The following is a 24,582-nucleotide window of genomic DNA, read 5'->3' as shown; positions in this document are numbered from 1 at the left end:
TCCCAAGGCCGGCGCTCTCACAGCTCCGCGAGGAGGTCGGCCTTCTTGGAGCTGAACTCGTCGTCCGTGAGCAGCCCCGACTCGTGCAGGGCGCCCAGGTGCCGGATCCGGTCTGCGATGTCGGCCGGGTCGGACCGGGCACCCTCGCCCAGGACCGCGGTCCGGTGGCCCGTCGTGCAGCCGGGCGGCGCGGTGACGCCGGCGGGCTGGTGCTCGCGTGCCGACTGCACCGCCTCCAGGACCGCGGCGGCGAACGGCAGGGACTCGTGGACCAGGCCGTAGCCCAGGCCGAAGACCACGGCCAGCGGGTCCTCGTCGGCCTCCTCCGGCCGTTCGGCCGTCTCGGCACCGCGCGGCACCAGCCGCAGATGGCCGTCGAAGACCTCGGGGGAGCGCCACTCGACACCGGCCAGATCGCCGGCGCGCAGGTGCTGGTCGCCGGCCTTCCACTTGGTCGAGGAGGCGCCCGTCCAGAACCAGCGGAAGGTGACGGTGCTGCCGTCGAAGGACGCCTTTCCGTCGTATGCCTTGAACTGCATCGGAGGCCGTGGCGCAGACACCAGATAGCGGACGGCCGGTTCGTGGGCCCAGCCGCCGAGCGCCCGCCGCAGCTCCGTCGCGTAGTGGGCCGCGAGCGTCTCGCGCGCGGCCGGCAGAATCAGCCGGTAGGGGTCGCAGCCGTCCTTGAGCTGACCGTCCGCCGCGTCCATCAGCGGATCGGCCCCCGGCCGGGGGACGGCACACAGGACGACCGTGCCGCGCTTCCCGGGGAGCAGGTCCACGCCGGCGAGGGCCTCGTACGGAACCCGTCGCTCGCCGAGTGCCTGGAACAGCTTCGGCGTGCGCATCCCCCGTTCGAAGCGGATGAGCACGGAGTCGGTGTCGAACTCCCAGACGGTGTGAAAACCGGCCAGCACATCACCCATGTGGCTCATCGTATGCGGCGGGCGGCCGCGCGTCCCCCCTCTCGACGCTACGCGCGTCAATCGGTCCGGACGGAGGCTGACGTCAGGCCCGGACGGTCTGTCCGAGCCCGTCGTTGCAGGCGCCTCCGGTCATGCAGCGCACCGAGTCCTGGGATCCGACGCCGATCCTCGCGAAGTTCTTCAGGCTCGAGGTGCCGGGGGCGAAGTAGTCGCCGTGCCCGTGGGCGCCGTTGGCGGACATGACCCGCGCGCCGAATCCGGCGGAGACCGGGTCGGCACCGTGGCCGAGCCCGCCGATCTCGAGGTTGGGCACGTCCCGGATCCAGTCGCCGGGGTCCCGGGTCGCCCAGATCCGGGCGTTGCTGCCGAGTTCCCGGGCGCTCTGCGCCCGCATGCCCGGGCTGCCGGCCACGGCGATGTCGGAGGCCCGCGCCGGCAGGTCGTCGGCTGCGACGCCGCAGACCACCGAGCCGTAACTGTGGCAGAACAGGGCGACCTGCGAGGAGCCGGGCAGGGAGCGGACGAACGCGTTCAGACGTACCGCACCGTCCTCCGCCATCCGGCCGGTCGCCGCGTCCATGCCGACGCCCTCGGGGGCGGTGTAGTCGGCCCAGGCCACGACGGCCGTGCGGACGCCGGGTTTCTCGGCTCGTTCCTGCTGGTAGAGCGAGCGGGCCATGCCGGCCGGCGCGGTGTGCGGCCGGTCGGGACGCTCGAAGTGGGCCAGGTCGGTGTCGACGCCGGGTACGACCGTCGACACCCGCTGGGCCCGGTCGAGGTCGCCGAGGACCTCCGCGACACGGCCGCCGCCGGTCGGGTCGAAGGCGAGGATCTGCCGGCCGTCGCGCAGCAGGGAGTCGAGGCGTTCGACGCGAGTGCGGGCCTGTTCGCGGCCGAGTTCCGTGATGCGCTCGTCGGCCGCCCGGCGCTCGTCCACCGCGCGGGCCTGCTGCATCGCCGTGTGGTTGGCCCGGTACCGCAGCTCGGTCGGGGCACCGGCGAGGTTGCCGACGACGAGCGGATGGCGGTCGGCTAGCGACGTCCGCTGGGTACCGGTCAGCGAAGCGAAGAACTGCTTGATCTTCTTCTGGCCGGCCTCGGGCTTCGGCAGCTTACGGCCGTCGATCGAGCTGTGGATCCAGGTCTGCACGGCTGCGGCACGGGGGCCGGGGTGGGCCGCTTCCTGCCGGATCGCGGTCCAGCCACTGGTCGCGAGCAGGACGAACACCACGGCCAGCGCGAGCACCGCCCGCCGGGCGGAGGAGCCGCCGAACCATGGTCCAGCCGAGAGGGAGCCGAGCTCCGGGAAAGAAGACACTTCGGAACACCTTAGAAGACGGAACCCGGCCCGGAAGAATTCGGTGAGCGTTCTCACGTTTCCCTGAAGGTGCCCTGACCTGGGGTTTGCGCAGCGCACGGTTTCGTTCACCCGCTGTTGGCCGCCGAGGGTGGATTGGCGGGCCCAAAGCGGGGAAAACGGCCCGATTCGTCAGCGGTGGTCCGTTGGCAGTCCCCCGTCCGGGTGGGCCCGGCGCCGAATTCGCGCAGACCGGGCGGGCGACCCGCAGGCTTGGCTCCGCAACGATGCTTCACGGGGGAGTGATGTGCACATGTCCAGGTATCGGACCTTCGCGGCTTCACTGGCAGCATCGGCCGCAGCCGTCGTCCTTGCGGGGGCCGGACCGGCCGGAGCGGCACAGCGGCTCGGCGACTGCGCCGCCGGGCAGCTCTGTCTGTGGCCGGAGCCGGAGTTCCGGGGTTCGCCGCGCATTCATGAACTCCACCGCACCGGCACCCAGGAGTGCGTGGCACTCCCCCGGGGCTCGGCGGGCAACGCGTTCGCCAACCGGACGGGCCGGCCCGTCACCGTCTACCAGGACCCCGAGTGCGGTGAGACCGGCGAGTTCGACACCTACCCGGGGGACGGCACCTGGGTTCCCCGCACCGCCTATCAGGTTCGCGCCGTGAAGTTCTGGGAGCACTGAACGGCCGGGGCCCCGGTCCGCCGAAGCGGGCCGGGGGCCCCGGATCCGTACCGTGCCGCGAGGGCGGGTGTCAGGCGTCGCCACCGGCCGCGCCGGGGTCGGCCGCGGCCACGTCGAGCAGCTGGTAGCGGTCGATGGCCTGCTTCAGCACGGAGCGGTCGACCTTGCCGTCCTTGGCGAGCTCGGTGAGCACCGCCAGGACGATCGACTGCGCGTCGATGTGGAAGAAGCGGCGGGCCGCACCACGGGTGTCGGCGAAACCGAATCCGTCGGCGCCGAGCGACTGGTACGTGCCCGGGACCCAGCGCGCGATCTGGTCCGGCACCGCGCGCATCCAGTCGGACACGGCGACGAACGGGCCCTCGGCGCCCTGGAGCTTGGTCGTCACGTAGGGGACGCGCTGGTCCTCCTCCGGGTGCAGGAGGTTGAACTCCTCCGCGTCCACGGCGTCCTTGCGCAGCTCGTTCCAGGAGGTCGCCGACCAGACGTCCGCCTTGACGTCCCACTCGTCCGCCAGGATCTGCTGGGCCTCGACCGCCCACGGCATCGCGACGCCGGACGCCATGATCTGCGCCGGCTTGGACCCCTTCTCGCCCGCCTTGAAGCGGTAGAGGCCCTTGAGAATGCCCTCGACGTCCACGTTCTCCGGCTCGGCCGGGTGCTGGATCGGCTCGTTGTAGACGGTGAGGTAGTAGAAGACGTCCTCGCTCTTCTCGCCGTACATCCGGCGCAGGCCGTCCTTCACGATGTACGCGATCTCGTAGCCGAACGCCGGGTCGTAGGAGACGACCGCCGGGTTCGTCGAGGCGAGCAACTGCGAGTGGCCGTCCGCGTGCTGCAGGCCCTCGCCCGTCAGCGTCGTACGGCCGGCCGTGGCGCCGAGCACGAAGCCGCGCGCCAGCTGGTCGGCCATCTGCCAGAACTGGTCGCCGGTGCGCTGGAACCCGAACATCGAGTAGAAGACGTACACCGGGATCATCGGCTCGCCGTGCGTGGCGTACGCCGAGCCCGCCGCGATCAGCGACGCCGTGCAGCCCGCCTCCGAGATGCCGTCGTGCAGCATCTGGCCGGTCGGCGACTCCTTGTAGGACAGCAGCAGCTCACGGTCCACGGACTCGTACTGCTGGCCCAGCGGGTTGTAGATCTTCGCCGACGGGAAGAACGCGTCCATGCCGAACGTGCGGTACTCGTCCGGTGCGATCAGCACGAACCGCTTGCCGATCTCCTTGTCCCGCATGAGGTCCTTGAGGACCCGCACGAAGGCCATCGTGGTCGCGATCGACTGCTGGCCGGAGCCCTTCTTGGCGGCCGCGTACGTCTTGTCGTCCGGCTGCGGCAGCGGTTTGGCGCGCACCACACGGGTCGGTACGTAGCCGTCCAAGCCCTTGCGCTGGTCGTGCATGTACTGGATCTCGTCCGAGTCCCGACCCGGGTGGTAGTACGGCGGGAGGCCGGACTCCAGGTCCTTGTCCGGGATCGGCAGGTGCAGCCGGTCGCGGAAGCGCTTCAGGTCGTCCACCGTCAGCTTCTTCATCTGGTGCGTGGCGTTGCGGCCCTCGAAGTTCGGGCCGAGGGTCCAGCCCTTGACCGTCTGCGCGAGGATGACTGTCGGCTGGCCCTTGTGGGCCTTGGCCGCCGCGTAGGCCGCGAAGATCTTCTTGTGGTCGTGGCCGCCGCGCCCCAGGTGCAGGATCTGGTCGTCGGTCATGTTCTCGACCATCTTGCGCAGCCGCTGGTCGGAGCCGAAGAAGTGCTCGCGGATGTACGCGCCGGTCTCGGTGGCGTAGGTCTGGAACTGGCCGTCGGGCGTGGTGTTGAGCTTGTTGACCAGCACGCCGTCGCGGTCCTGCGCGAGCAGCGGGTCCCAGCTGCGGTCCCAGACCAGCTTGATGACGTTCCAGCCGGCGCCGCGGAACTGCGACTCCAGCTCCTGCATGATCTTGCCGTTGCCGCGGACCGGGCCGTCGAGCCGCTGGAGGTTGCAGTTGACGACGAAGGTCAGGTTGTCCAGGCCCTCACGGGCGGCGATGGACAGCTGGCCGAGCGACTCCGGCTCGTCCATCTCGCCGTCGCCGAGGAACGCCCAGACGTGCGACTTGGAGGTGTCGGCGATGCCGCGCGCCTCCATGTAGCGGTTCATCCGCGCCTGGTAGATCGCGCCGAGGGGGCCAAGGCCCATCGAAACGGTGGGGAACTCCCAGAAGTCCGGCATCGACCGCGGGTGCGGGTAGCTGGACAGCCCGTTCGGGGCCGCCGAGTGCTCCTGACGGAAGCCGTCGAGCTGCGTCTCGGAGAGGCGGTCCAGCAGGAACGCGCGGGCATAGATGCCGGGGGAGGCGTGTCCCTGGAAGAAGATCTGGTCGCCGCCGTCGCCGCCGTCCTTGCCCCGGAAGAAGTGGTTGAAGCCCACGTCGTAGAGGGATGCCGAGGAGGCGAAGGTGGCGATGTGGCCACCGACGCCGATGCCGGGGCGCTGCGCACGGGACACCATGACCGCCGCGTTCCAGCGGGTCGCGTTGAGGATCTTCCGCTCGATGTCCTCGTTGCCGGGGAAGAACGGCTCGTCCCTGGTCGCGATGGTGTTGATGTAGTCCGTGCTGCGCATCTCGGGCACGGCGACGCGCTTCGCGCGCGCCCGCTCGATCAGGCGGAGCATCAGGTAGCGGGCACGTTCCCGGCCTCGCTCATCGACGGCTGCGTCGAGCGAGTCGAGCCATTCCTGGGTCTCTTCGGGATCGAAGTCCGGGACCTGGCTGGGAAGGCCGCCAATGATGATCGGGTTGCGATCGGATCCGGAAGCCACGCTGTTCCTTCGCTGTTCGTTACTGCTCGGCTGTCTTGCGCCGCTCTGCTGTCGCGCCGCCTCCCATCGTGTACCTCCAGGGGCGGAAACGTCATCTCTACTGGGTGGTAACCATCATGTTCCCGGGCGTAATGCCCAAGGCGGTCATCGGCAGGTAGTCGGCCAAATTGCAACCTTACGCCCATGGTCCGCGGATCCCGCGCGGCCCCGTTCGCCCCCGTCCTCCCCGATCGGCCCAGTGTGGGAACGGAGCCGTGCAATCCCGGCGGATCGCTGTGGGGTGAATCACCCGAGGGGCCCGTGCCCGGCCGATGGATGCGGTAAGACCCGTCCAAAACTCCGTATGCTCCGCATAAGAGGGTATGGGGGTGCCCCCATACCTTTGGGCGGGATCCGCTGTGGGGTACTTGCGCGATCCGCCCGGCCCGTGTGGACTACGGCCAACGGCTCGCGCACGCGCGGAGCCGCACCCGATCTCGAAAAATGACAGGAGGCAATCCGTGAGCGCGACCGCGGACCACGCGGAGGAGCGGACCAACCCTGCCGCCAGGCTGGGTTTCCAGCCCGGACAGGTGGTCCAGGAGCTCGGTTACGACGACGACACCGAGCAGGAGCTGCGTGACGCCATCGAGGAGCTCACCGGCACGGAGCTCGTCGACGAGGACTACGACGACGTCGCCGACGCCGTGGTGCTGTGGTTCCGCGAGGACGACGGTGACCTGACGGACGCGCTGGTGGACGCCACCACCATGATCGACGCCGGTTCCCCGGTCTGGCTGATGACGCCGAAGACGGGCCGGGACGGCTACGTCGAGCCGAGCGACATCGGCGAGGCCGCCCAGACCGCCGGTCTGGCGCAGACCAGCAGCATCAACGCGGGCAAGGACTGGACCGGCAGCCGACTGGTCACTCCGAAGGCCGCCCGCTCGGGCAAGCGGTAGCCGGTAGCCCTCCCGCGCCCCGGAGGCGCGCCGTCCGCCCCCCGCCGGATCCGTCCGCCGGGGGGCGGAGTGCGTTCAGAGGGTTCCGCAGTGAAAGACTGCCCGGAACCCGCGGGCGGCCGGGACGGTCAGGTACCGGGTCCGGGCACCCGCACTTTCTCGAGAGAGGGATGCGACTCATGGCGATCGAGGTCGGCACCAAGGCTCCGGACTTCGAGCTGAAGAACCAGCACGGCGAGCAGGTCAGGCTCTCCGACTTCCGCGGCGAGAAGAACGTCGTCCTGCTCTTCTACCCCTTCGCCTTCACCGGCGTCTGCACCGGTGAGCTGTGCGCGCTGCGCGACGAGCTGCCGAAGTTCCAGAACGACGAGGTGCAGCTCCTCGCCGTCTCCAACGACTCGCCCTTCTCGCTGCGCGTCTTCGCCGAGCAGGAGGGCCTGGAGTACCCGCTGCTGTCCGACTTCTGGCCGCACGGCGAGACGTCGCGCGCCTACGGCGTCTTCGACGAGGACAAGGGCTGTGCTGTGCGCGGGACCTTCATCATCGACAAGGAGGGCGTCGTCCGGTGGACGGTCGTCAACGGGCTGCCGGACGCCCGTGACCTCAACGACTACGCCAAGGCGCTCGACACCCTCTGAGGCGTCCGGGGGTAAACAACGGCCGGTCCGGGGAACCGCTCACTAGGATCGGTTCGTTGATCCGATGCCATCGCACGACGGGGGCGCGTTCCCCGTACCCCTGGAAATCATGGGAGGACTCGTGGGAGTCAGCCTCAGCAAGGGCGGCAACGTCTCGCTGTCGAAGGCCGCGCCCAACCTGACCGCCGTCATCGTCGGTCTCGGATGGGATGCGCGCACCACGACCGGCACCGACTTCGACCTCGACGCCAGCGCCCTGCTGCTGAACGCCGAGGGCCGGGTCGGCAACGACCAGAACTTCGTGTTCTTCAACAACCTCAAAAGCCCGGACGGGTCCGTCGAGCACACCGGCGACAACCTCACCGGTGAGGGTGAGGGGGACGACGAGCAGGTCAAGGTCAACCTGGCGGGCGTCCCCGGGGACGTCGACAGGATCGTCTTCCCGGTCTCGATCTATGAGGCCGAGACCCGTCAGCAGAGCTTCGGCCAGGTCCGCAACGCGTTCATCCGCGTGGTGAACCAGGCCGACAACGTCGAGCTGGCGCGTTACGACCTCTCGGAGGACGCCTCGACGGAGACCGCCATGGTCTTCGGCGAGCTCTACCGCAACGGAACGGAGTGGAAGTTCCGGGCCATCGGCCAGGGCTATGCCTCCGGGCTGCGGGGCATCGCGCAGGACTTCGGCGTCAACGTCTGACCAGGCCGTTCTTCCGCTTCCGGCGCCGCAACCCCACCGGGCTGCGGCGCCGCGGATGCTCGGGCCGTAAGGCGACCCCGACCCGGGGCCACGGCATGGGCACATCACTTCGGGGAGGAAGCAGAAAATGGGCGTAACGCTCGCCAAGGGGGGCAACGTCTCCCTTTCCAAGGTCGCGCCGAACCTCACACAGGTGCTCGTCGGGCTGGGCTGGGATGCGCGCTCCACCACGGGCGCCCCGTTCGACCTCGACGCCAGCGCCCTGCTGTGCCGGTCGGGGCGGGTGCTCGGCGACGAGTACTTCGTCTTCTACAACAACCTCACCAGCCCCGAGGGCTCCGTCGAGCACACCGGCGACAACCTCACCGGAGAGGGCGAGGGCGACGACGAGGCGATCCTGGTGGACCTCTCGCGGGTCCCGGAGTCCGTCGACAAGATCGTCTTCCCGGTCTCGATCCACGAGGCGGACGCCCGCGGACAGACTTTCGGCCAGGTGAGCAATGCGTTCATCCGTGTCGTCAACCAGGCCGACCAGGCCGAGCTCGCCCGGTACGACCTGTCCGAGGACGCCTCCTCGGAAACCGCGATGATCTTCGGGGAGGTCTACCGGTACGGCGGCGAATGGAAGTTCAGGGCGGTGGGACAGGGGTACGCGTCCGGGCTGCGGGGCATCGCTCTAGACTTCGGGGTCAACGTTTCGTAAAGCCGCGCCGGCGTGCGCGGAGGACCCCGACACACGATTGGGTATCCAGTGGTTCTGAAAACCTTCGGCTGGTCGTTCGCCGTCACGGCGATCGGCCTGGCCGCAGCCGCATGGGGGTGGGGCTGGGAAGCCTTCGGGGTCGTCCTCATCCTCTCCGTCCTCGAGATCTCCCTGTCCTTCGACAACGCCGTGGTCAACGCCGGTGTGCTGAAGAAGATGAACGCCTTCTGGCAGAAGATCTTCCTCACCGTCGGCATCCTGATCGCGGTCTTCGGTATGCGCCTGGTCTTCCCGGTCGCGATCGTCGCGATCAGCGCCAAGGTCAATCCGATCGAGGCCGTCCAGCTCGCGATGGACGACCCGAACCGGTACGAGCAACTGGTCACCGACGCGCACCCCGCCATCGCCGCGTTCGGTGGCATGTTCCTGCTGATGATTTTCCTCGACTTCATCTTCGAGGACCGGGACATCAAGTGGCTCCGCTGGATCGAGCGGCCGCTGGCCAAGCTCGGCAAGGTCGACATGCTCTCCGTCTGCCTGGCCCTGATCACGCTGCTGCTGGCGGCCATGACCGTGGCCACCCACGCCCACCAGCACGCCGGGTACGCCGACAAGTCGGCCACCGTGCTGCTCTCCGGGGTGGCGGGTCTGATCACCTACCTCATCGTCGGTGGGCTCTCCAGCCACTTCGAGAACAAGCTCGAGGAAGAGGAGGAGCGCGAGCACGAGGAAGAGGAGGCGGCGCGCGAGGCCGGCAAGGAGCCCACCATGGTGGGGCTGGCAGGCAAGGCTGCGTTCTTCATGTTCATGTACCTCGAGGTGCTGGACGCGTCCTTCTCCTTCGACGGCGTCATCGGCGCCTTCGCGATCACGAACCACATCTTCTGGATGGCGCTCGGCCTCGGCATCGGCGCCATGTACGTGCGGTCGCTGACGGTGTACCTGGTGCGCCAGGGCACGCTCGACGACTACGTCTACCTCGAGCACGGCGCGCACTACGCCATCGGCGCCCTCGCGGTGCTGTTGATCGTCACCATCGAGTACCAGGTCAACGAGATCGTCACCGGCCTGATCGGTGTCGCGCTCATCGGCTGGTCGTTCTGGTCCTCCGTGCGCCGCAACAAGGCGCTGACCGCGGAGAAGCCCGGCGAGACGACCGAGGTCGCCTCCGGCGTGTGACGGCGGCCCAATTGAGGAACGCTCTCAGCGGGGCGGCCACGAGGCGGACGGACGCGAGTCCCGGCCTCGTGGCCGCCCCGCCCGTTTCGGCGGGGTCCGGGAACACGCGAGACCACTGGGGGCAGAGTGCCGATCTGGGACAAATGGCGACAGAACGGCCGACCGGGATTCGACACCGGGAGCGCCGCCTCGAACGCAATCGAGCTGACGAAACGCCACCCCACGGTGTCGCTCGTCAAACAGGGCGCAGCCACCGGAAACCTGCGCATCAACCTCTCCTGGCGGATGCGCACGACCGAATTCACGGACCGGCCCTCCCGCCGGGGCCGCGCCCTGCTGCGCCGCCCGTGGACCCTGTTCACGCCCGAGATCGTGCAGGCCCAGGGGCCGGCAGTGGTCAAGATCGACCTGGATCTCGCCTGCCTCTACGAACTCGAGGACGGCACCAAGGGCGTTGTGCAGCCGCTCGGCAACTTCTTCGGCGACATCAACGAGCCGCCGTACGTGAAGCTCAGCGGTGACGACCGGTTCGGCGCGCCCTCCGGGGAGACCATCTACGTCAACCTCGACCACCACGAGGAGATCAAGCGCTTACTGGTCTTCGTCTACATCTACGACGGCACGCCCGCGTTCGAGCGCACGCACGCGGTGGTCACGCTCTACCCGAGCAACGGCCCGCGGATCGAGATCGGCCTCGACGAACGGGCACCGCAGGCCCGCTCCTGCGCCGTCGTACTCATCGAAAAGGTCAAGGGCGAGCTGACCGTCCGCCGCGAGGTGAAGTACGTGTACGGCTTCCAGGCCGAACTCGACCGGCTCTACGGCTGGGGCCTGCAGTGGGGCCGCGGCTACAAGACCAAGGCCTGACAGAGGCCGTTCCCGTCGGCCCCTCCGCTCAGCGACTGGGGACTCAGCGGTTCTGGAACTGCGGCCCCTGCGGTGGCAGCGTGAACACCGGATCCGCCTGCGTGTACTGGGGGTAGCCGTAGGCGGGGGCCGGGCCCGGAGGGGACGGCGGCATCGGCGGGTAGCCGTACCCGTCGGTCTGCTGCCGGGGGACGTCCACCTGGGTCGGGCCGTCGGCTGCGCCGGCTGATGCCGGCACGCCCTGCTGGACGGTGGCGTCCGCGCCCGGCTGCGGCTCCGGCAGCGGCCACTCCTCGGGCTCCGGAGCCGACGGCGCGGCGGTCCCGCTCCCGTCCGTTCCGTGGGCGTCCCCGTCCGAAGCCTCGCCGTCCTCGACGGAGATCCCGAACGCGGTCGCCAGCCCGACGAGCCCGGTCTCGTACCCCTGGCCCAGCGCACGGAATTTCCAGGCATCGCCACGCCGGTACAGCTCGCCGCAGATCAGCGCGGTCTCCTCGCCCGTCTCCGGCTGCACCTCGAACCGGGCAAGAGGGGCTCCTGCCGGCTCCGCCGCGTCGTGGAGGAGCAGGGTCAGATCGCGCACCCGGGCGAACGTCCCGCCGTCGCAGGACGCCGACACCACGACCCGGTCGACCGAAGCGTCCAGACCGCCCAGGTCCGCCTCGACGCCGTCGGTGACGAGTTCGTCGGACTCCTCCTTCGCCACGTGCCGGACCAGGCCCGAGGGGTGGCGCGGCTGGTTGTAGAAGACGAAGTCCTCGTCCGAGCGCACCCTGCCGTCGGGGCCCAGCAGCAGCGCCGAAGCGTCCACGTCCGGCAGGTCGGGGCCGGGCGTCCAGCGCAGCACCGCGCGGACCGCCGTGGTGTCCAGCGGGATGTTCGAGCCCTTCAGCATCGCGTGCGTCATGGCGGCAATCCTGCCCTCCCGGGTCCGGGCATCACAACGCGGGGCGCCGAAGCGGCTGTTGCCGGGCCCCTTCGATACGGCGGAGCAGGGCCGATCCGGACGGACACGTACGGGTTGCGGGATGTTCATGGCGCTCGGGAACGATCGCTCCCCCCTCGGACGTACGATTATCGGCCGGATTGTTTCGTTGCACCATCACCAGCGCGGGGGAGCGTATGCGTCACTTCGGGCACGTGCCCCCAGGAACCAGGCAACGCCTGTTCCACCGGCAACCGGTCGAGTTCGGCACCGACTCCCCGGCCCGGCTGCTCGCCGTCGCCCTCGGCGCCACGCTCTACAGTCCGGCGACCCGTCCCCAGCTCGCCGAGGACGTGGTCAAGCAGGCGGCGCGCGGGGTCGTGTCCATGGTCCTCTGCCTCGAGGACTCCATCGGTGACGCCGACGTGACCGCCGCCGAGGAGAACCTGGTCGGCCAGTTCGCCGCACTCGACACCGTCGAGGCCCGCGCCGGTCAGGACCTTCCGCTGCTGTTCGTCCGGGTCCGCGAACCCGGCCAGATACCCGCCCTCGTCCGCCGGCTCGGCGCGTCGGTACGGCTGCTGTCCGGCTTCGTCCTGCCCAAGTTCACCGAGGAACGCGGCATTCCGTTCCTCGAGGCGCTCACCGAGGCCGAGGCGGAGGCCGTGACGAAGGGCACGGCCCGCGACGGTCACCGGCTCTACGCCATGCCGGTGCTCGAGTCGCCGGAACTCCTGCACCTCGAAACCCGCGCCGGAACCCTCGACGGCATCCGGCGGGCCGTCACCAAGTACCGCGACCGCGTCCTCGCCCTGCGCCTCGGCGTCACCGACTTCTGCTCCGCGTACGGCCTGCGGCGTGCCCCGGACATGACCGCCTACGACGTCCAGCTCGTCGCCTCCGTCATCGGCGACGTCGTCAACACCCTGGGACGCGCAGACGGCACCGGGTTCACCGTCACCGGCCCCGTGTGGGAGTACTTCCGGCTCCAGGAACGGATGTTCAAGCCGCAGCTGCGCAACAGCCCCTTCACCGGGCGAGCGGAGGAACTGCGCGCCGCGCTCATCGAGCACGACATCGACGGGCTGCTCCGCGAGATCGAACTCGACCGCGCCAACGGGCTGATGGGCAAGACCTGCATACATCCCACGCACGTCGCGCCCGTACACGCCCTCTCCGTCGTCAGCCACGAGGAGTACAGCGACGCCGCCGACATCCTGCGGCTCGACCGGTGCGGCGGCGGAGTGCTGCGCTCCGCCTATACGAACAAGATGAACGAGGTGAAGCCGCACCGGGCCTGGGCCGAGCGCACCCTGCTGCGGGCCGAGGCCTTCGGCGTCGCGCGGGAGGACGTGAGCTTCGTCGAACTGCTCGTCGCGGCAGGGCTCGCATGACCGGGGGGCTCTCGCCGAGGGGAACGCCGTCCCGCTCCGCTGAAGGCCCGGAGGGACACCGCCCGCCGCACACCGCACCGCACACCGCCGGGCCCCACGGCCGGGCGCCACGAACGAAGGAAGACGGGCCCGTCATGGCGCAACAGCACACCTGGTCCGGCCAATGGGTCACCGACCGGCTCGGCATCGCCCTCGACGGGGACCCCGAGCTGTCCGGCCTGCTGGGCCTGGCCCTGCGCCGCAACCCCAAGCGCGCCCACCTCCTGGTCTCCAACGTGCTCGGCAAGCATGTGCCGCAGCGCCCGGACCTCGTGCACGGGGCGGGCGTCGCGCTCGGACGGCGGGTGCGCGCCCTGCTCGGGGACGAGACGGCAACGTCCGCCGTCGTCCTCGGCTACGCCGAGACCGCGACCGGACTCGGACACAGCGTCGCCGACGGCCTGGAGCTCGCCCCCTGCCTGCACTCGACCAGGAGGCCGGTGCCCGGGCTCACCCCGCACGGCGGCTTCGAGGAATCCCACAGCCACGCCACCTCGCACCTCCTGCTGCCCGAGGACCCGGAAGTGCTGCTCGGCGACGGGCCGCTCGTGCTCGTCGACGACGAGTTCTCCACCGGCAACACCGTCCTCAACACCATCGAGTCCCTGCACCGCCGCAAGCCGCGGGCCCACTACGTGATCGTCGCCCTGGTCGACATGCGCTCGGCGGACGACCGTGAGCGGCTGGACGCGTTCGCCCGCGCGCTGGGCGCCCGCGTGGACCTCGTCGCGGCGGCGAACGGAACGCTGCGACTGCCCGAGGACGTCCTGGCCCGCGGCACGGAACTCGTCGCCCGGCACGAGAGCCCCGCGCATCCCGCAGGCGCTGCCCCGGCCTGGGCCCCCGGAGCCGGCTCCCGTGCGTCCGTGTCCGCGGCGGCCGTGCCCGGTGCTTCCGACGCGCCCGTCACGGTCCGCCGCATCGACCTCGGCTGGCCCCGGGGACTGCCCGACGGCGGCCGCCACGGCTGGACCCCCGCCCACCGGGGCCGCCTCGAAGCCGCGCTCCCGGGCATGGCGGCCCGGATCGGCGCAGAACTCGGCGACGCCCGGCGGGTGCTCGTCCTCGGCTTCGAGGAACTGATGTACGCGCCGCTGCGGCTGGCCGGCGCCCTCGACGCGGCCACCGCTGCCGAGGTCCGCTTCTCGACCACCACCCGCTCACCCGTCCTCGCCGTGGACGACCCCGGTTACGCCATCCGCACCCGGATCGCCTTCCCCGCCCACGACGACCCCGCAGACGGCCCGGGAACCCGCTACGCCTACAACGTCGCCCCCGGCTCCGACCCCGGCCGCCGCTTCGACGCGGTGGTGTTCGTAGCCGACACCACCGCCGACACCCCCGAACTGCACGCCTCGGGAGGGCTGTTGGACCAGCTGGCCGCCAACACCGACCGGGTGCTGCTGGCCGTCGTCCCCACGTACGTCCCCGCGCCCCGAGGGGCCGGACCCCTGCGCGGCCCCGCCTTCTCGTCCTACGAGCCCGACGACGTCGGGTGGCTGCTCCAGGACCTCTCCGACGTCCGGCTGGAGGCGCCCACCGAGGAGCGCGAGGAGGCCATCCAGCACGGCGGAGCGCACTACGCCGAGTCGCTGCCCGTCGAGTTCCAGCCCGACGCCCGCTACCAGCAACTGTTCCGCGCCGCGCTCGACACCTCGGCCGGACGCATCGCCCGCGCGGTCGGCACCGTCACCGAGACCGTCCTCGCCGAACGCCGCGCCCGGCGCCCCGGATCGACGCCCGTCCTCGTCTCCCTCGCCCGCGCCGGCACCCCCGTCGGCGTCCTGATGCGCCGCTGGGCACAGCACCGCCACGACCTGGACCTGCCGCACTACGCGGTGTCGATCGTGCGCGGCCGGGGCATTGACGCCAACGCGATGCGCTGGCTCGCCGCCCACCACGACCCGGCGGACGTCGTCTTCGTGGACGGCTGGACCGGCAAGGGCGCCATCACCCGCGAACTCGCCGACGCCCTCGCCGCCCACCCCGGCTTCGACCCCGAGATCGCGGTGCTCGCCGACCCGGGCGGCTGCGTCCGCACCCACGGCACCCGCGAGGACTTCCTCATCCCGTCCGCATGCCTCAACTCCACGGTTTCCGGGCTGATTTCACGAACCGTGCTGCGCGCCGACCTGGTCGGACCGGACGACTTCCACGGTGCCAAGTTCTACCGCGACCTGGCGGCCACGGACGTCTCCCGGGACTTCGTCGACACCATCGCCGCCCGGTTCGACGACGTCACGCAGGACGTCGCGGTCGACGTGAAGGAACTCCTCTCCGCCGACCGCACCCCCACCTGGGAGGGGTGGGCCGCCGTGGAACGCATCAGCGAGGAGTACGGCATCGGCGACGTCAACCTCGTCAAACCCGGCGTCGGCGAGACCACGAGGGTGCTGCTGCGGCGCGTCCCGTGGCGGATCCTGGTCCGGCGCGGCGCCGGGCCGGACCTCGACCACATCCGTCTGCTGGCCGATCAGCGGGGCGTACCGGTGGAGGAGACGGACCACCTGCCGTACGCCTGCGTGGGCCTGATCCACCCCCGCTACACGCGCGGTGCGACCGGCCCCGACGGCACGGCGGTGAACGTCCGATGAACGCCCGCACGACCGCGGACACGCCGAACACCGGGGGCGCCGGGAGCACCGTCCTGGTCGCCAGCGACCTCGACCGCACCCTGATCTACTCGGCTGCCGCGCTTGGCCTCGACATGCCCGACGACCTCGCCCCCCGGCTGCTGTGCGTCGAGGTGTACCAGGGCAAACCGCTGTCGTATCTGACCGAGACGGCTGCCGTGCTGCTCGCCGAACTCGCCCGCACCACCGTTTTCGTTCCCACCACGACGCGCACCCGGGAGCAGTACGCGCGGATCCATCTGCCCGGCCCCCGGCCGGAGTTCGCCGTCTGCGCGAACGGCGGCCACATCCTCGTCGACGGGAAGTCCGACCCGGACTGGCAGCAGCACGTCCGCCGGACGCTCGCGGCCGGCTGCGCGCCCCTCGCCGAGGTCCGGGCGCACCTGTCCCGCACGGCCGATCCGGCGTGGCTGCTCAAGGAACGCACGGCCGAGGACCTCTTCGCCTACCTCGTCGTCGACCGGGCGCGGGTCCCGGACGGCTGGGTCGACGAGCTGGCTGCCTGGGCCGGCCCGCGCGGTTGGACGGTCTCCCTCCAGGGCCGCAAGGTCTACGCGGTGCCGAAGGTCCTCACCAAGAGCGCCGCCGTGGCAGAGGTGGCCCGCCGCACCGGCGCCGGCCGGACGCTCGCCGCCGGCGACTCCCTGCTCGACGCGGACCTGCTGCTCGCGGCCGACGCCGGATGCCGTCCCGGGCACGGCGAACTCGCCGACACGGGCTGGCAGGCACCGCACGTCACCGCGCTCGGCCGGCGTGGCGCCGAGGCCGGGGAGGAGATCGTCCGCTTCCTCCTGCGTGCGGCCGGAGCCTGAGCGAGGATGGCAGTCATGGCTGACGCAACGAGCAGGCACACCGAGCACCACAGCAAGAGCACGCCGGTCACGCCGGAGCTGTACGACTACCTGCTGGCGCACAACCCGCCGCTCGACGCCGTGCAGCGCGACCTCGTCGAGGTGACGCACGCACAACTGGCGGACCGGGCGGGCATGCAGGTCGCCGAGGAGCAGGGGCCGCTGCTCGCGTTCCTGGTGCGGCTCGTCGGAGCGCGCAAGGTCGTCGAGGTCGGCACCTTCACCGGACTGTCGTCACTCTCGATGGCCCGGGCGCTGCCGGCCGACGGCACCCTGATCACGTGCGACGTCTCCGAGGAGTACACCGCGTACGCCCGCGAGGCCTGGGCCGAGGCGGGAGTCGCCGACCGGATCGACCTGCGCATCGCACCCGCCGTGGAGACCCTGCGTGCCCTGCCGTCCACGGCCGACGTGGACCTCGCCTTCCTGGACGCCGACAAGGAGGGCTACATCGCGTACTGGGAGGAATTGGTGCCGCGGATGCGGCCCGGTGGGTTGATCGCGGTCGACAACGTCCTCTTCCACGGCGAGGTCGGTGACCCGGACGCGACCGGGCCGGCAGCCGCGATCAGGGCGTTCAACGACCACGTGATGGCGGACGGCCGGATGGAGTCGGTGATGCTCACGGTCGCGGACGGGCTCACCCTGGCGCGCAAGCGCTGACCTGACCTGCCGGGGCGGGGCGGTGGGCCGTCTCCGGCCCGGGCGGAGCGCCCGGCCTCCGTCCCTGCGCCGGTCGATGTCCGAGGACGGGGCGGGACGCGTCAGCTGCAGCAGCCGCCACCGCAGCAGCCTCCGCCACCGCCGCCCGGGGCCGGGGAGGGCGCCGAGACACTGCCGCCGACCGCCACGGCCGACAGCAGCTTGACCGTGTCGTCGTGGCCCTCGGGGCAGGACGCGGGAGCGGAGGACTCGGCCATGGGCCGGTTCAGCTCGAACGTGGTCCCGCAGGACCGGCAGCGGTATTCGTATCGGGGCATGGAAACAGAGTAGCTGCCGCTCATCGTCGGGCCCGGGGGCTCCGGGGCCGTTCCGGCAGGGCGTTCAGAGCACTTCGCGGCGCTGCCCGGACGACCGGTGGGCGAGCGCGGCCCGCTTCTTGCGGGCCACTGCCTCCTGCGCGGCATGCTCCCGTTCGACCTGCTGCGGATGACGGGAACGCCAGTACGGATTGTCGTGGGACAGGCCTCCGCTGACCCTCCCGTACATGCCGAACGTCATGAGCATCAGCCCGACCACGAAACTGAACAGGACGTTCGGGATCCGGAACGCCAGGAAGTTGTAGTCCGTTTCCAGCAGGGCCAGGTTCACGAAGCCGCTCAGGATGAAGGCGACGCCAAGCACCGCGTTGAGCATCGACGCGAAGTTGCCGCCGATCAGCATGCCGAAGAACAGCAGCCCGCCCACGACGATCGACAGCACGCTGAGCGCGCCGTTCGTGTTGAGGCCCGCCACCGTGTCGTTCCCGGTGTCGAACCACCCGACCTCGTCGATCAGGCCCAGGATGCCGAAGACCACGAGCACCAGCCCCATCAGGCCGGCGCCGACGCGGTAGACCTGGCTGAGCCGGTGGTCGACGGGCAGGTGTTCGTCGAGACGAGGGTGCTTCGCCAGGCGTTCCGGGAACCGGCCGCCGGGGCCTTTGCCGATGTCCTTGCCGCCCTTGAGGGCCTGGCCCGTCGCCATTCCGGCCTCCTTGCGCACGCGGGACGGCGCGGCTGCTGCGCACCCGGCCGACTGCACCTTCCAGGATCCGCCGGGGCCGGGGGCTCCGCCATTCGGCCCTTCGCGCCGCCACCCCCGCGGATGACCGGCGCAGCCGGATGCCTGCGGCTCAGCCGGTTCCGCCGCGTGCTTCGCGGATCTCCGCCACGACCCGGGCCACCGTCGCGCGGATCTCCTCCGTCTCGGTCAGGAAGTGCCAGTAGTCGGGGTGCCGCCCCTCGAGTCCGGCGACCGTCCGCTCCAGACGGGCCACCGCATCGTCCAGAGGGCGGGCGTGCCGGGGGTCGGGGGTGTTGCGGCCGGCCATCGCCAGCCGCTGGGCGTCGCGGATCGCGAAGCGCGTGCGGTCGACCTCCTTGGAGGGGTCGAACGCCACCGCATCCAGCCGGCGCAGCCGGTCACCGGCCGCGGACACCGCTTCGTCCGTCGTGTTCAGCAGGGCACGGACGGTGCTGAGCAGCGAGGTGGCGTCGGCCCAGCGCTGCTCGTCGCGGGCCCGCTGCGCCTCCTTGAGTTTCTGCTCCGCCTGCCCGACGTGCTGTGCCGCCTGCTGCGGAACGGGCTGGAGGTCCTGCCAGCACTTGGCGCTGTAGCGGCGGCGCAGTTCGCTCAGGACGGGTTCGACACCCTGGGCCCGCGTGGTGATGGCCTGGGCGCGAGTGCGCAGGGAGACCAGCCGGCGGTCGATCTCGGCGGCCCTGGCGGGCAGCTGTTCGGCCTCGGCGCGGAGGGCTTCGGCCTTGCGCAGAACGTTGTCGGCGCGGCGGATCGTGTCCTGGACGCCGTGCTGCCCCGCGCCCTGGTTGAGCCGGGTCAGCTCGGGGGAGAGGGCCGCCAGACGGGTGGCGAGGTCGTCCGCGCGCAGGCCGGCCGCACGGACCGAGTCGAGCGCACCGGTCGCGGCGAGCAGGGCCTGGCGAGCCCGCTCGACGGACGGCGCGAGCCGGGCGAGCTGGGTCTCGGCCTGCTGGAGAAGGGGAGCGAGGCCGTCGGCGAACCGGTCGAGGTCCTTGCGGACGTTCTCCAGATCCTGCCTGGCCTGGGTGAGGTCGTGGTGGGCGCGGGACGCGGCGGCGGCGTCGAGATCGTCGCGGTCCAGGTCGTGGGCGTCGATGGCGGCGATGTAGCGGTGGCTGGCCTCGTCGATGCGGCTGCCGAGGGACCGGAAGTCCTCGGCGGCCCGCCGGCCCCGGGGCGAGTTGTCCACCGCAGCGATGGTCTCGATGGAGATGCGCAGGTCGCGCTGGGCGGTGTCGAGGTCGTAGAAGGCCGCCGCGGCGGCGTCCTTGGCCGCCTGCGCCTCGGCCCGGTGGTTCTCGCCGCGGCCCCACCAGCGACGGGTGCCGCCGCCGGCGAACGCGGCCGGGAGGGCGGCGGCCAGCAGGGGGAGGGGGAGGAGCAGCAGGGCGAGCACATCGGCCGCGGGGGAGCGGGGGGTGCGGGACGTGCCGGGTGTCCGGGATCCGGATGACGTGTGGGGCGGGTGGGACGTGCCGGACGCGCGGGACGTCCCGGAGTGACGGCGCCGTGGTCCCTGTGCGTGCGGCTGTGCGTGTGTCGTCCCCGTCACTGACTCTCCCGTGCCGTGTCCGCCCCTGGCCGGTGCCATTCTCCCACCCGTTACTGACGAACAAGGGGGCCGGATGGTTCGCGGGCGGGGTGGCCGGGGGTCGGCAGGGCGCGGGCCGACCGCCTCGGCCGTGAGGGCTCCGCGGAGGCGGCTCCTGCGGGGCCGCACAGGGTGGCCGGGGGCCAGCGGGGCCGGATTGGGGGCCTCCGCGCGGATTGCGGGCGCGGGAGGGGTGCAATGTAGTCTGTCACCTCATCCCAGGGCGCATAGCTCAGCGGTAGAGCGCTGCTCTTACAAAGCAGATGTCGCTGGTTCGAACCCAGCTGTGCCCACCCGATGCCCCTCACGGCGAAGGCCCAGGTGAACCGGTGCGAATCCGGATCCCTGGGCCTTGATCGTTCCCCGTCCTCGAACACTCGGAACGGGCGGCGTGCCAGTTACGTGCCAGAAGGCTCCTCACCCTGAGCCCGGCGGATCTGTTCGTCGACGTGGTCCGCGATGGCTCGGTCACGTCCGTTGACGAGGTGCTGATAGATCAGCGCGGCCCGGACCGACGAGTGGCCCATGCGCTGCATCAGCTCACGGGTCGTCGCGCCACCGGTCGCGGCCAGGGTATTGCCGGTGTGGCGGAGGTCGTGGAAGTGCACGTCTCCCAGGCCCGTTGCCTTCACGGCCTTGGTCCAGAGCCGTCGGAAGTTGTTCCGGCGCAGGCTGCCACCGCGCGGACCCACGAACACGAGCCCGGTCCGGCCAGGCTCGGCGAACTCCGCGATATGGGCAGCCAGCTCGTTGGTGAGCGAGGAAGGGAAGGACACCGTGCGGATGCCCGCCGCGCTCTTCGGAGTCTTGACCAGGAGCCCCGTCGAACGGGTCTCGGCCTGAGAGCGCCGCACCGCAACCGTCCGACGCTCCAGGTCGACGTCACATCGCTGGAGGGCTGCAAGCTCGCCGAACCGCAGCCCGGTGAACGCTGCCAGAAGGATCAGCACGCGATAGCGACCGGGCACGGCGTCGGCCAGGGCGAAGACCTCGCCGATGTCGAGGAACGGTCGCTCCGCAGTCTTGGTGGTGCCCGCACCCTTGATCCGGCACGGGTTCCGCTGGATCAATCCGTCGTCCACCGCCGTGTTCAGGATGGCCCGCAGGATTTGGTACGCCTTCACGACGGTCGGTTCACCGACACCGCTGTCCAGCAGAGATGCTCGCCAGCGCCGGACCTGAGCAGTGGAGATGTCGGTGACGGCTGTTCTCCGGAAGGTTGGCAGGATGTGGAGTCGCAGGGCGCTGTCGTTCCGCTCGCGCGTGGCCGGCGGTGGTACCGGTCGGCTCCGCAGCTTTAGGCAGCCACCATGGGGCGAGCCTCGAAGATCGGGAGCTCACTTCGGGCTTTGCGGGCAGGCGAGGAGCTGCCCGAGTCGCGAGCGAGCTTACGAGCCCCCGATCTCTCGCCCCATGGCAGCTCCCGCCCAAAGCCGCTCCGCCGACCTCCGCGACGAAGCCACCAGCACGCTAACGGCCGATTCGCCCGAACCGCCCACATTCTCCTCGACATGGAGCTAGCCTGATTGCCTGTCGAAAGGGGCTGCTACATGCCATACACGAGCCGTGACCTCAAGGAAATGTATCCGAGCGTAGATGAGCGAAAGAGGCTACTAAGGCTCGTAGCAGTCCAGGAATTCATGGCGCACTCGATCTTGCCAAGCCGATACCGGGTGCCATCCAAGTTGATCGAGTCCATAGCGCTTACGGATTCCGGGGAGGAACTCTGCAAACGCCTCATGCGGATTCGGAATTTCAAGTGGCCCGAAGTGCGCCTAGCATGTTTTCTGAAATTTTCGCATCACGAACTTCTCGTCGATCACAATAAAACAGATCTTACAGAGCTAATCTCTGCGCTCAACGAAGAAATCGAAGCGGGCAAAATTCTCCACCCATTCATCTGGGGAAGGGAGCTCTACGACAAGGCGTTTGAAGTATTCCAGCATGACCCTGTATCGGTGGACGAGCTTCAGACTGCCGAACTATTGGAGGGGACGCCTCGGGGCGTGTGGCAATCAGCGGACGTGACCACAGGACCACTGGGGATTATATTCAGCCAGGAAATGCGAGCCCTCATTCCAATCGTCGAAATCCCCCTCTACCACTGCGAGAAGCGGACCTGCAGAACGGTACATCGCACGTACCTGGCGACGACGGATAGCCAAATCCATAAGACCCGCGCCAAGCTGCGTGAAATACTGGAAAAGGAATGGGAACCCCCGTCGGCATTTCCCGAGTTCTTCACCGATATCGACAATGAAATCTGTGACTACTACGGAGATCAAAGGTGCCTGGGAGAGATTCCCCTCCTTGGCGAGTGCTTCTCCAGCGAAGAGCTAGACGCGATCATCACAATCGCCCTGAAAGGGAAAGGTGCCCCGCTGCGTTTAGCATTGCGTGAGAATTCGATTAACGTGGGGGACCCGCAAGCGTTTATAGAAGGGTTGGATAAGGCAGGAAAAATTCAAGCCCTTATACTGATGAAGAGCAAGCAGCTCACCACCTGCATCGATGAAGCAGTCCACACCAAGCAGATCAAGATCCCCGCGCATGAAATCAGGCGCCCCAAGATTCTTGATATATCGACAGGATTCTACAACTTGTCGGCAGAGTGTTCGCGCTATGGCGTCCGAACCATGCCGGAGGACAGGTCTTTGGCCGTGGTCCGCCTTCGTCGACTGATCGTCTCCATCTACGATCTTTCCGACCCGTCATGCCGAAGTGAGCTGGGATGGAGGCTCAGGAGGATTGATGGAGAATCGGTGGAAGAGAAATTGGACCGCTATGTGCGAAATGCCGATCCTGCGGATGTGTTGAGCAACCTGGTACTAGTAGGGCCCACCTCATTCTCTGCAGCGGCCGATAGGTGCGGAGTGCCGAGGACGATGGAGCTAGAACGTTTGGAAGACGCAGAGCTTGTTAACATTCTTCTCTGGAAACTTGGATTCAGTCTTAAGGATGCCGAGGACGCTTTTGGTCCTCTGCGCAGGAACCGAGATGCGTTTTCTCAAGCTGTTGGAGCCATCACAGCATATAGCGAGTCGGAGAGGTACGAAATTAAACGGGAATCCTCACCCCTCTTTTCATCCATCGAAAGCGCCCTCGACGCAACTTTGTCCTTTACCGCATGGGCGCTGACTTTCGATCACTGGTCGGCTCAATCTAGGTTCACCTATTATCATGCAGATGCCAGAGAACAAATGGCCAAGGTGCTTAATAGCGCACAAGCACGCCCCACGGCGACAGTCGAGGCGGTCATCTATGATTCTCAAGGGCGCAATACTCTTTTCCCCTTGATCTCTGGATTCTCACGCTTGCGCGCCTACCTCGCCAATGTACTTGCACATGCGGATCAGTATCTGCGACCAGAGTCAGAAATGCCATCCTATGCGACGCATGCAGATCTTACACCTTTCGCCTTCACTCACACCCTGCCCTTCTTGAGTCTCTCCAAGGAAGCGCAGCAGGAGATCATCGAATTGCTTTCAGAGATGACCAGAGTGCTTGAGGGTGGCCAAGTTTCAAGCATTCGCAACAAGCTGCAGCATTCTCGCGATGACTTTCCGAGTAAGGATGAGCTAAATCGCTTTCTGGAGTCGGTTGGCAAGTTTCTGGAGATCGCCGAGGGGTCCGGTCTATGTCCAGTACTCTTTCGACCCGTCGGCCATCATCGGGACGCCTCCGGCAGGTCATCTTACTCATTCAGCGACTACCGCAGTCGAGAACATGTCATCCATCGCCCATCCAGCATCGGAAATACCGGTATGCCGGGGCTGCTCAAAGAGCAATTCATTATTCCCGTCGCCAAAGTGAGCAAATCCACTGAAGTGCTTAGGTTTTCTGTAGGAACCCACTCGACTTACAATGAGCTGTGGCAGGATTGGCCACGGTATAGGGCTACTGCCGATCGAAGGAGCGAGTTGATGCATCCGACAGACGAAGCGGCCCAGGCGGGGTAGCACGATCGAACATTCGCGGCGTGCCACAATCGTGCCAGATCGTGGAGGGAACCACGGGGACTGGGGGGCACCACCGGGGCCTCGTTCCCCAAGGGCCATAGAACCGCAGTTCACGCAGGATGCGACCCCACCTCGCTCCTATAAGTGGTGCTCGATTCAGAGTCTTCGCGTACCAGTGTTCGGCGGCGCGGTGGTCGTTGTAGGGCTCGGTCTCCCGGTACCCATGAGCCTCATACATGCGCCGCGCCTCTGTAAGTTGCGTGTTGGTCTCAAGGACAACACGTTGCGCACCGAGTTCACGGGCGGCTGCCTCGGCGGCCAGCAACAGGCCCCTACCGAGCCCCATCCCGCGCCCTGATGGGCGGACATACATGCGCTTCACCTCGGCGGTCGCGTGGAGATCGGCCAAAAGTCGCACACCTACGTAGCCGAGGACCTCGTCGTCTTCGGCACGGGCGATGAGGAAGGCGCCACGTGGCGACTCGAGGTCGTCATGCGGGTCTTGCTCCAATGCCTTCCTGATCTCTGCCTCTGTGGCTGGGCGCCCCCAGACGCGTTTGCTGACCTCCATGGCGTAGTCCCAGATCGCCTCTCCGATGCCGTCGTCATTGACGTGACCCGACGTGATCATCCACTTACTCATAGGGTCATATTCCTCCAGCCGACATGCAGCCGTCCACGCAGACGCTGGGTCTGCTGCACGGATAG

General features: G+C 68.8%; 20 protein-coding genes, 1 tRNA gene and 1 pseudogene. 13 read left to right on the top strand and 9 right to left on the bottom strand.

From position 1 onward, the window contains the following. Positions 1-17: 17 nt before the first annotated feature. Both M1E25_RS11965 and M1E25_RS11960 read right to left on the bottom strand, forming a co-directional pair. On the bottom strand, positions 18-926 hold the full coding sequence (locus tag M1E25_RS11965) for a DUF4429 domain-containing protein (RefSeq protein ID WP_251413902.1): 909 nt from the start codon (positions 924-926) through the stop codon (positions 18-20). Positions 927-1,008: 82 nt separating this feature from the next. After that, positions 1,009-2,244, bottom strand: a complete 1,236-nt coding sequence (locus M1E25_RS11960) for an alpha/beta hydrolase (RefSeq protein WP_251413899.1) — start codon at positions 2,242-2,244, stop codon at positions 1,009-1,011. Positions 2,245-2,536: 292 nt separating this feature from the next. Between M1E25_RS11960 and M1E25_RS11955 the strand changes: the two genes are divergently transcribed. Continuing rightward, complete coding sequence (locus tag M1E25_RS11955; RefSeq protein ID WP_251413897.1) at positions 2,537-2,911, top strand: peptidase inhibitor family I36 protein; 375 nt, start codon at positions 2,537-2,539, stop codon at positions 2,909-2,911. Positions 2,912-2,981: 70 nt separating this feature from the next. Here the strand turns inward: M1E25_RS11955 and aceE are convergent, their stop codons facing one another. Further along, the gene (gene aceE, locus M1E25_RS11950) at positions 2,982-5,714 is read right to left on the bottom strand and encodes a pyruvate dehydrogenase (acetyl-transferring), homodimeric type (RefSeq protein WP_251413895.1); all 2,733 of its coding nucleotides are present in this window, start codon (positions 5,712-5,714) and stop codon (positions 2,982-2,984) included. Between the two features lie 500 nt (positions 5,715-6,214). Here aceE and M1E25_RS11945 point away from each other — a divergent pair, with 500 nt between their 5' ends. The 6 genes from M1E25_RS11945 to M1E25_RS11920 all read left to right on the top strand — a co-directional run bounded on the left by M1E25_RS11945 (position 6,215) and on the right by M1E25_RS11920 (position 10,739). Further along, complete coding sequence (locus M1E25_RS11945) at positions 6,215-6,655, top strand: DUF3052 domain-containing protein (protein WP_251413893.1); 441 nt, start codon at positions 6,215-6,217, stop codon at positions 6,653-6,655. Between the two features lie 179 nt (positions 6,656-6,834). After that, positions 6,835-7,293, top strand: a complete 459-nt coding sequence (locus M1E25_RS11940; protein ID WP_251413891.1) for a peroxiredoxin — start codon at positions 6,835-6,837, stop codon at positions 7,291-7,293. 121 nt (positions 7,294-7,414) lie between these two features. Then, the gene (locus M1E25_RS11935) at positions 7,415-7,990 is read left to right on the top strand and encodes a TerD family protein (RefSeq protein WP_251413889.1); all 576 of its coding nucleotides are present in this window, start codon (positions 7,415-7,417) and stop codon (positions 7,988-7,990) included. A 127-nt stretch (positions 7,991-8,117) separates the two neighbouring features. Continuing rightward, positions 8,118-8,693: a TerD family protein gene (locus tag M1E25_RS11930; RefSeq protein ID WP_251413887.1), complete on the top strand. Its 576-nt coding sequence runs from the start codon at positions 8,118-8,120 to the stop codon at positions 8,691-8,693. Positions 8,694-8,741: 48 nt separating this feature from the next. Then, positions 8,742-9,872, top strand: a complete 1,131-nt coding sequence (locus tag M1E25_RS11925) for a DUF475 domain-containing protein (protein ID WP_251413883.1) — start codon at positions 8,742-8,744, stop codon at positions 9,870-9,872. Positions 9,873-9,998: 126 nt separating this feature from the next. Continuing rightward, positions 9,999-10,739, top strand: coding sequence for a TerD family protein (locus M1E25_RS11920; protein ID WP_251413881.1), 741 nt, complete (start codon positions 9,999-10,001; stop codon positions 10,737-10,739). A gap of 43 nt (positions 10,740-10,782) precedes the next feature. Here M1E25_RS11920 and M1E25_RS11915 read toward each other — a convergent pair whose 3' ends face one another. Beyond that, on the bottom strand, positions 10,783-11,646 hold the full coding sequence (locus M1E25_RS11915) for a TerD family protein (RefSeq protein WP_251413879.1): 864 nt from the start codon (positions 11,644-11,646) through the stop codon (positions 10,783-10,785). Positions 11,647-11,861: 215 nt separating this feature from the next. On the opposite strand from M1E25_RS11915, the gene M1E25_RS11910 reads away from it, so the two are divergent. The 4 genes from M1E25_RS11910 (at position 11,862) to M1E25_RS11895 (ending at position 17,244) form a co-directional block, all read left to right on the top strand. Beyond that, the gene (locus tag M1E25_RS11910) at positions 11,862-13,058 is read left to right on the top strand and encodes an HpcH/HpaI aldolase/citrate lyase family protein (RefSeq protein WP_251413877.1); all 1,197 of its coding nucleotides are present in this window, start codon (positions 11,862-11,864) and stop codon (positions 13,056-13,058) included. 134 nt (positions 13,059-13,192) lie between these two features. Beyond that, positions 13,193-15,691, top strand: coding sequence for a phosphoribosyltransferase (locus tag M1E25_RS11905; protein ID WP_251413875.1), 2,499 nt, complete (start codon positions 13,193-13,195; stop codon positions 15,689-15,691). Then, the gene (locus M1E25_RS11900; RefSeq protein WP_251413873.1) at positions 15,688-16,542 is read left to right on the top strand and encodes an HAD family hydrolase; all 855 of its coding nucleotides are present in this window, start codon (positions 15,688-15,690) and stop codon (positions 16,540-16,542) included. The genes M1E25_RS11905 and M1E25_RS11900 overlap by 4 nt, the downstream gene beginning before the upstream one ends. Before the next feature lie 15 nt (positions 16,543-16,557). Next, entirely contained in the window at positions 16,558-17,244 is a 687-nt protein-coding gene (locus tag M1E25_RS11895; RefSeq protein WP_251413872.1) for an O-methyltransferase, read from the top strand. Positions 17,245-17,345: 101 nt separating this feature from the next. Here the strand turns inward: M1E25_RS11895 and M1E25_RS11890 are convergent, their stop codons facing one another. From M1E25_RS11890 to M1E25_RS11880, 3 genes are all read right to left on the bottom strand, one after another. After that, positions 17,346-17,561 carry an FmdB family zinc ribbon protein gene (locus tag M1E25_RS11890; protein ID WP_251413870.1) on the bottom strand — a complete coding sequence of 72 codons (216 nt, stop codon included), beginning with the start codon at positions 17,559-17,561 and terminating at the stop codon, positions 17,346-17,348. A 64-nt stretch (positions 17,562-17,625) separates the two neighbouring features. After that, complete coding sequence (locus M1E25_RS11885; RefSeq protein WP_251413867.1) at positions 17,626-18,267, bottom strand: DUF4383 domain-containing protein; 642 nt, start codon at positions 18,265-18,267, stop codon at positions 17,626-17,628. 148 nt (positions 18,268-18,415) lie between these two features. Then, positions 18,416-19,720, bottom strand: coding sequence for a hypothetical protein (locus M1E25_RS11880; RefSeq protein WP_251414006.1), 1,305 nt, complete (start codon positions 19,718-19,720; stop codon positions 18,416-18,418). Positions 19,721-20,136: 416 nt separating this feature from the next. On the opposite strand from M1E25_RS11880, the gene M1E25_RS11875 reads away from it, so the two are divergent. Beyond that, positions 20,137-20,208 (top strand) — tRNA-Val (locus M1E25_RS11875). 105 nt (positions 20,209-20,313) lie between these two features. Here M1E25_RS11875 and M1E25_RS11870 read toward each other — a convergent pair. After that, positions 20,314-21,180: pseudogene (locus M1E25_RS11870) on the bottom strand (tyrosine-type recombinase/integrase); the annotation flags it as partial. A gap of 375 nt (positions 21,181-21,555) precedes the next feature. Here M1E25_RS11870 and M1E25_RS11865 point away from each other — a divergent pair. Beyond that, positions 21,556-23,874, top strand: coding sequence for a hypothetical protein (locus M1E25_RS11865; protein WP_251413864.1), 2,319 nt, complete (start codon positions 21,556-21,558; stop codon positions 23,872-23,874). Here M1E25_RS11865 and M1E25_RS25900 read toward each other — a convergent pair. After that, a complete protein-coding gene (locus M1E25_RS25900; protein WP_372500663.1) occupies positions 23,813-24,445 on the bottom strand; it encodes a GNAT family N-acetyltransferase in 633 nt (210 codons plus the stop codon). The genes M1E25_RS11865 and M1E25_RS25900 overlap by 62 nt on opposite strands. Positions 24,446-24,582: the final 137 nt, after the last annotated feature.

Origin of the sequence: Streptomyces meridianus (assembly GCF_023703325.1) — a bacterium.
In the GTDB taxonomy this organism is placed as follows: Bacteria; Actinomycetota; Actinomycetes; order Streptomycetales; family Streptomycetaceae; genus Streptomyces; species Streptomyces meridianus.
This window is presented reverse-complemented; position numbering and strand designations above follow the sequence as displayed.

Coding starts and splice junctions, on each gene's coding strand:
- M1E25_RS11965 (WP_251413902.1), bottom strand. CDS start 926: ATGGGTGATGTGCTGGCCGGTTTTCACACCGTCTGGGAGTTCGACACC.
- M1E25_RS11955 (WP_251413897.1), top strand. CDS start 2,537: ATGTCCAGGTATCGGACCTTCGCGGCTTCACTGGCAGCATCGGCCGCA.
- M1E25_RS11940 (WP_251413891.1), top strand. CDS start 6,835: ATGGCGATCGAGGTCGGCACCAAGGCTCCGGACTTCGAGCTGAAGAAC.
- M1E25_RS11930 (WP_251413887.1), top strand. CDS start 8,118: ATGGGCGTAACGCTCGCCAAGGGGGGCAACGTCTCCCTTTCCAAGGTC.
- M1E25_RS11915 (WP_251413879.1), bottom strand. CDS start 11,646: ATGACGCACGCGATGCTGAAGGGCTCGAACATCCCGCTGGACACCACG.
- M1E25_RS11910 (WP_251413877.1), top strand. CDS start 11,862: ATGCGTCACTTCGGGCACGTGCCCCCAGGAACCAGGCAACGCCTGTTC.
- M1E25_RS11905 (WP_251413875.1), top strand. CDS start 13,193: ATGGCGCAACAGCACACCTGGTCCGGCCAATGGGTCACCGACCGGCTC.
- M1E25_RS11900 (WP_251413873.1), top strand. CDS start 15,688: ATGAACGCCCGCACGACCGCGGACACGCCGAACACCGGGGGCGCCGGG.
- M1E25_RS11895 (WP_251413872.1), top strand. CDS start 16,558: ATGGCTGACGCAACGAGCAGGCACACCGAGCACCACAGCAAGAGCACG.
- M1E25_RS11890 (WP_251413870.1), bottom strand. CDS start 17,561: ATGCCCCGATACGAATACCGCTGCCGGTCCTGCGGGACCACGTTCGAG.
- M1E25_RS11885 (WP_251413867.1), bottom strand. CDS start 18,267: ATGGCGACGGGCCAGGCCCTCAAGGGCGGCAAGGACATCGGCAAAGGC.
- M1E25_RS11865 (WP_251413864.1), top strand. CDS start 21,556: ATGGCGCACTCGATCTTGCCAAGCCGATACCGGGTGCCATCCAAGTTG.
- M1E25_RS25900 (WP_372500663.1), bottom strand. CDS start 24,445: ATGGAGGTCAGCAAACGCGTCTGGGGGCGCCCAGCCACAGAGGCAGAG.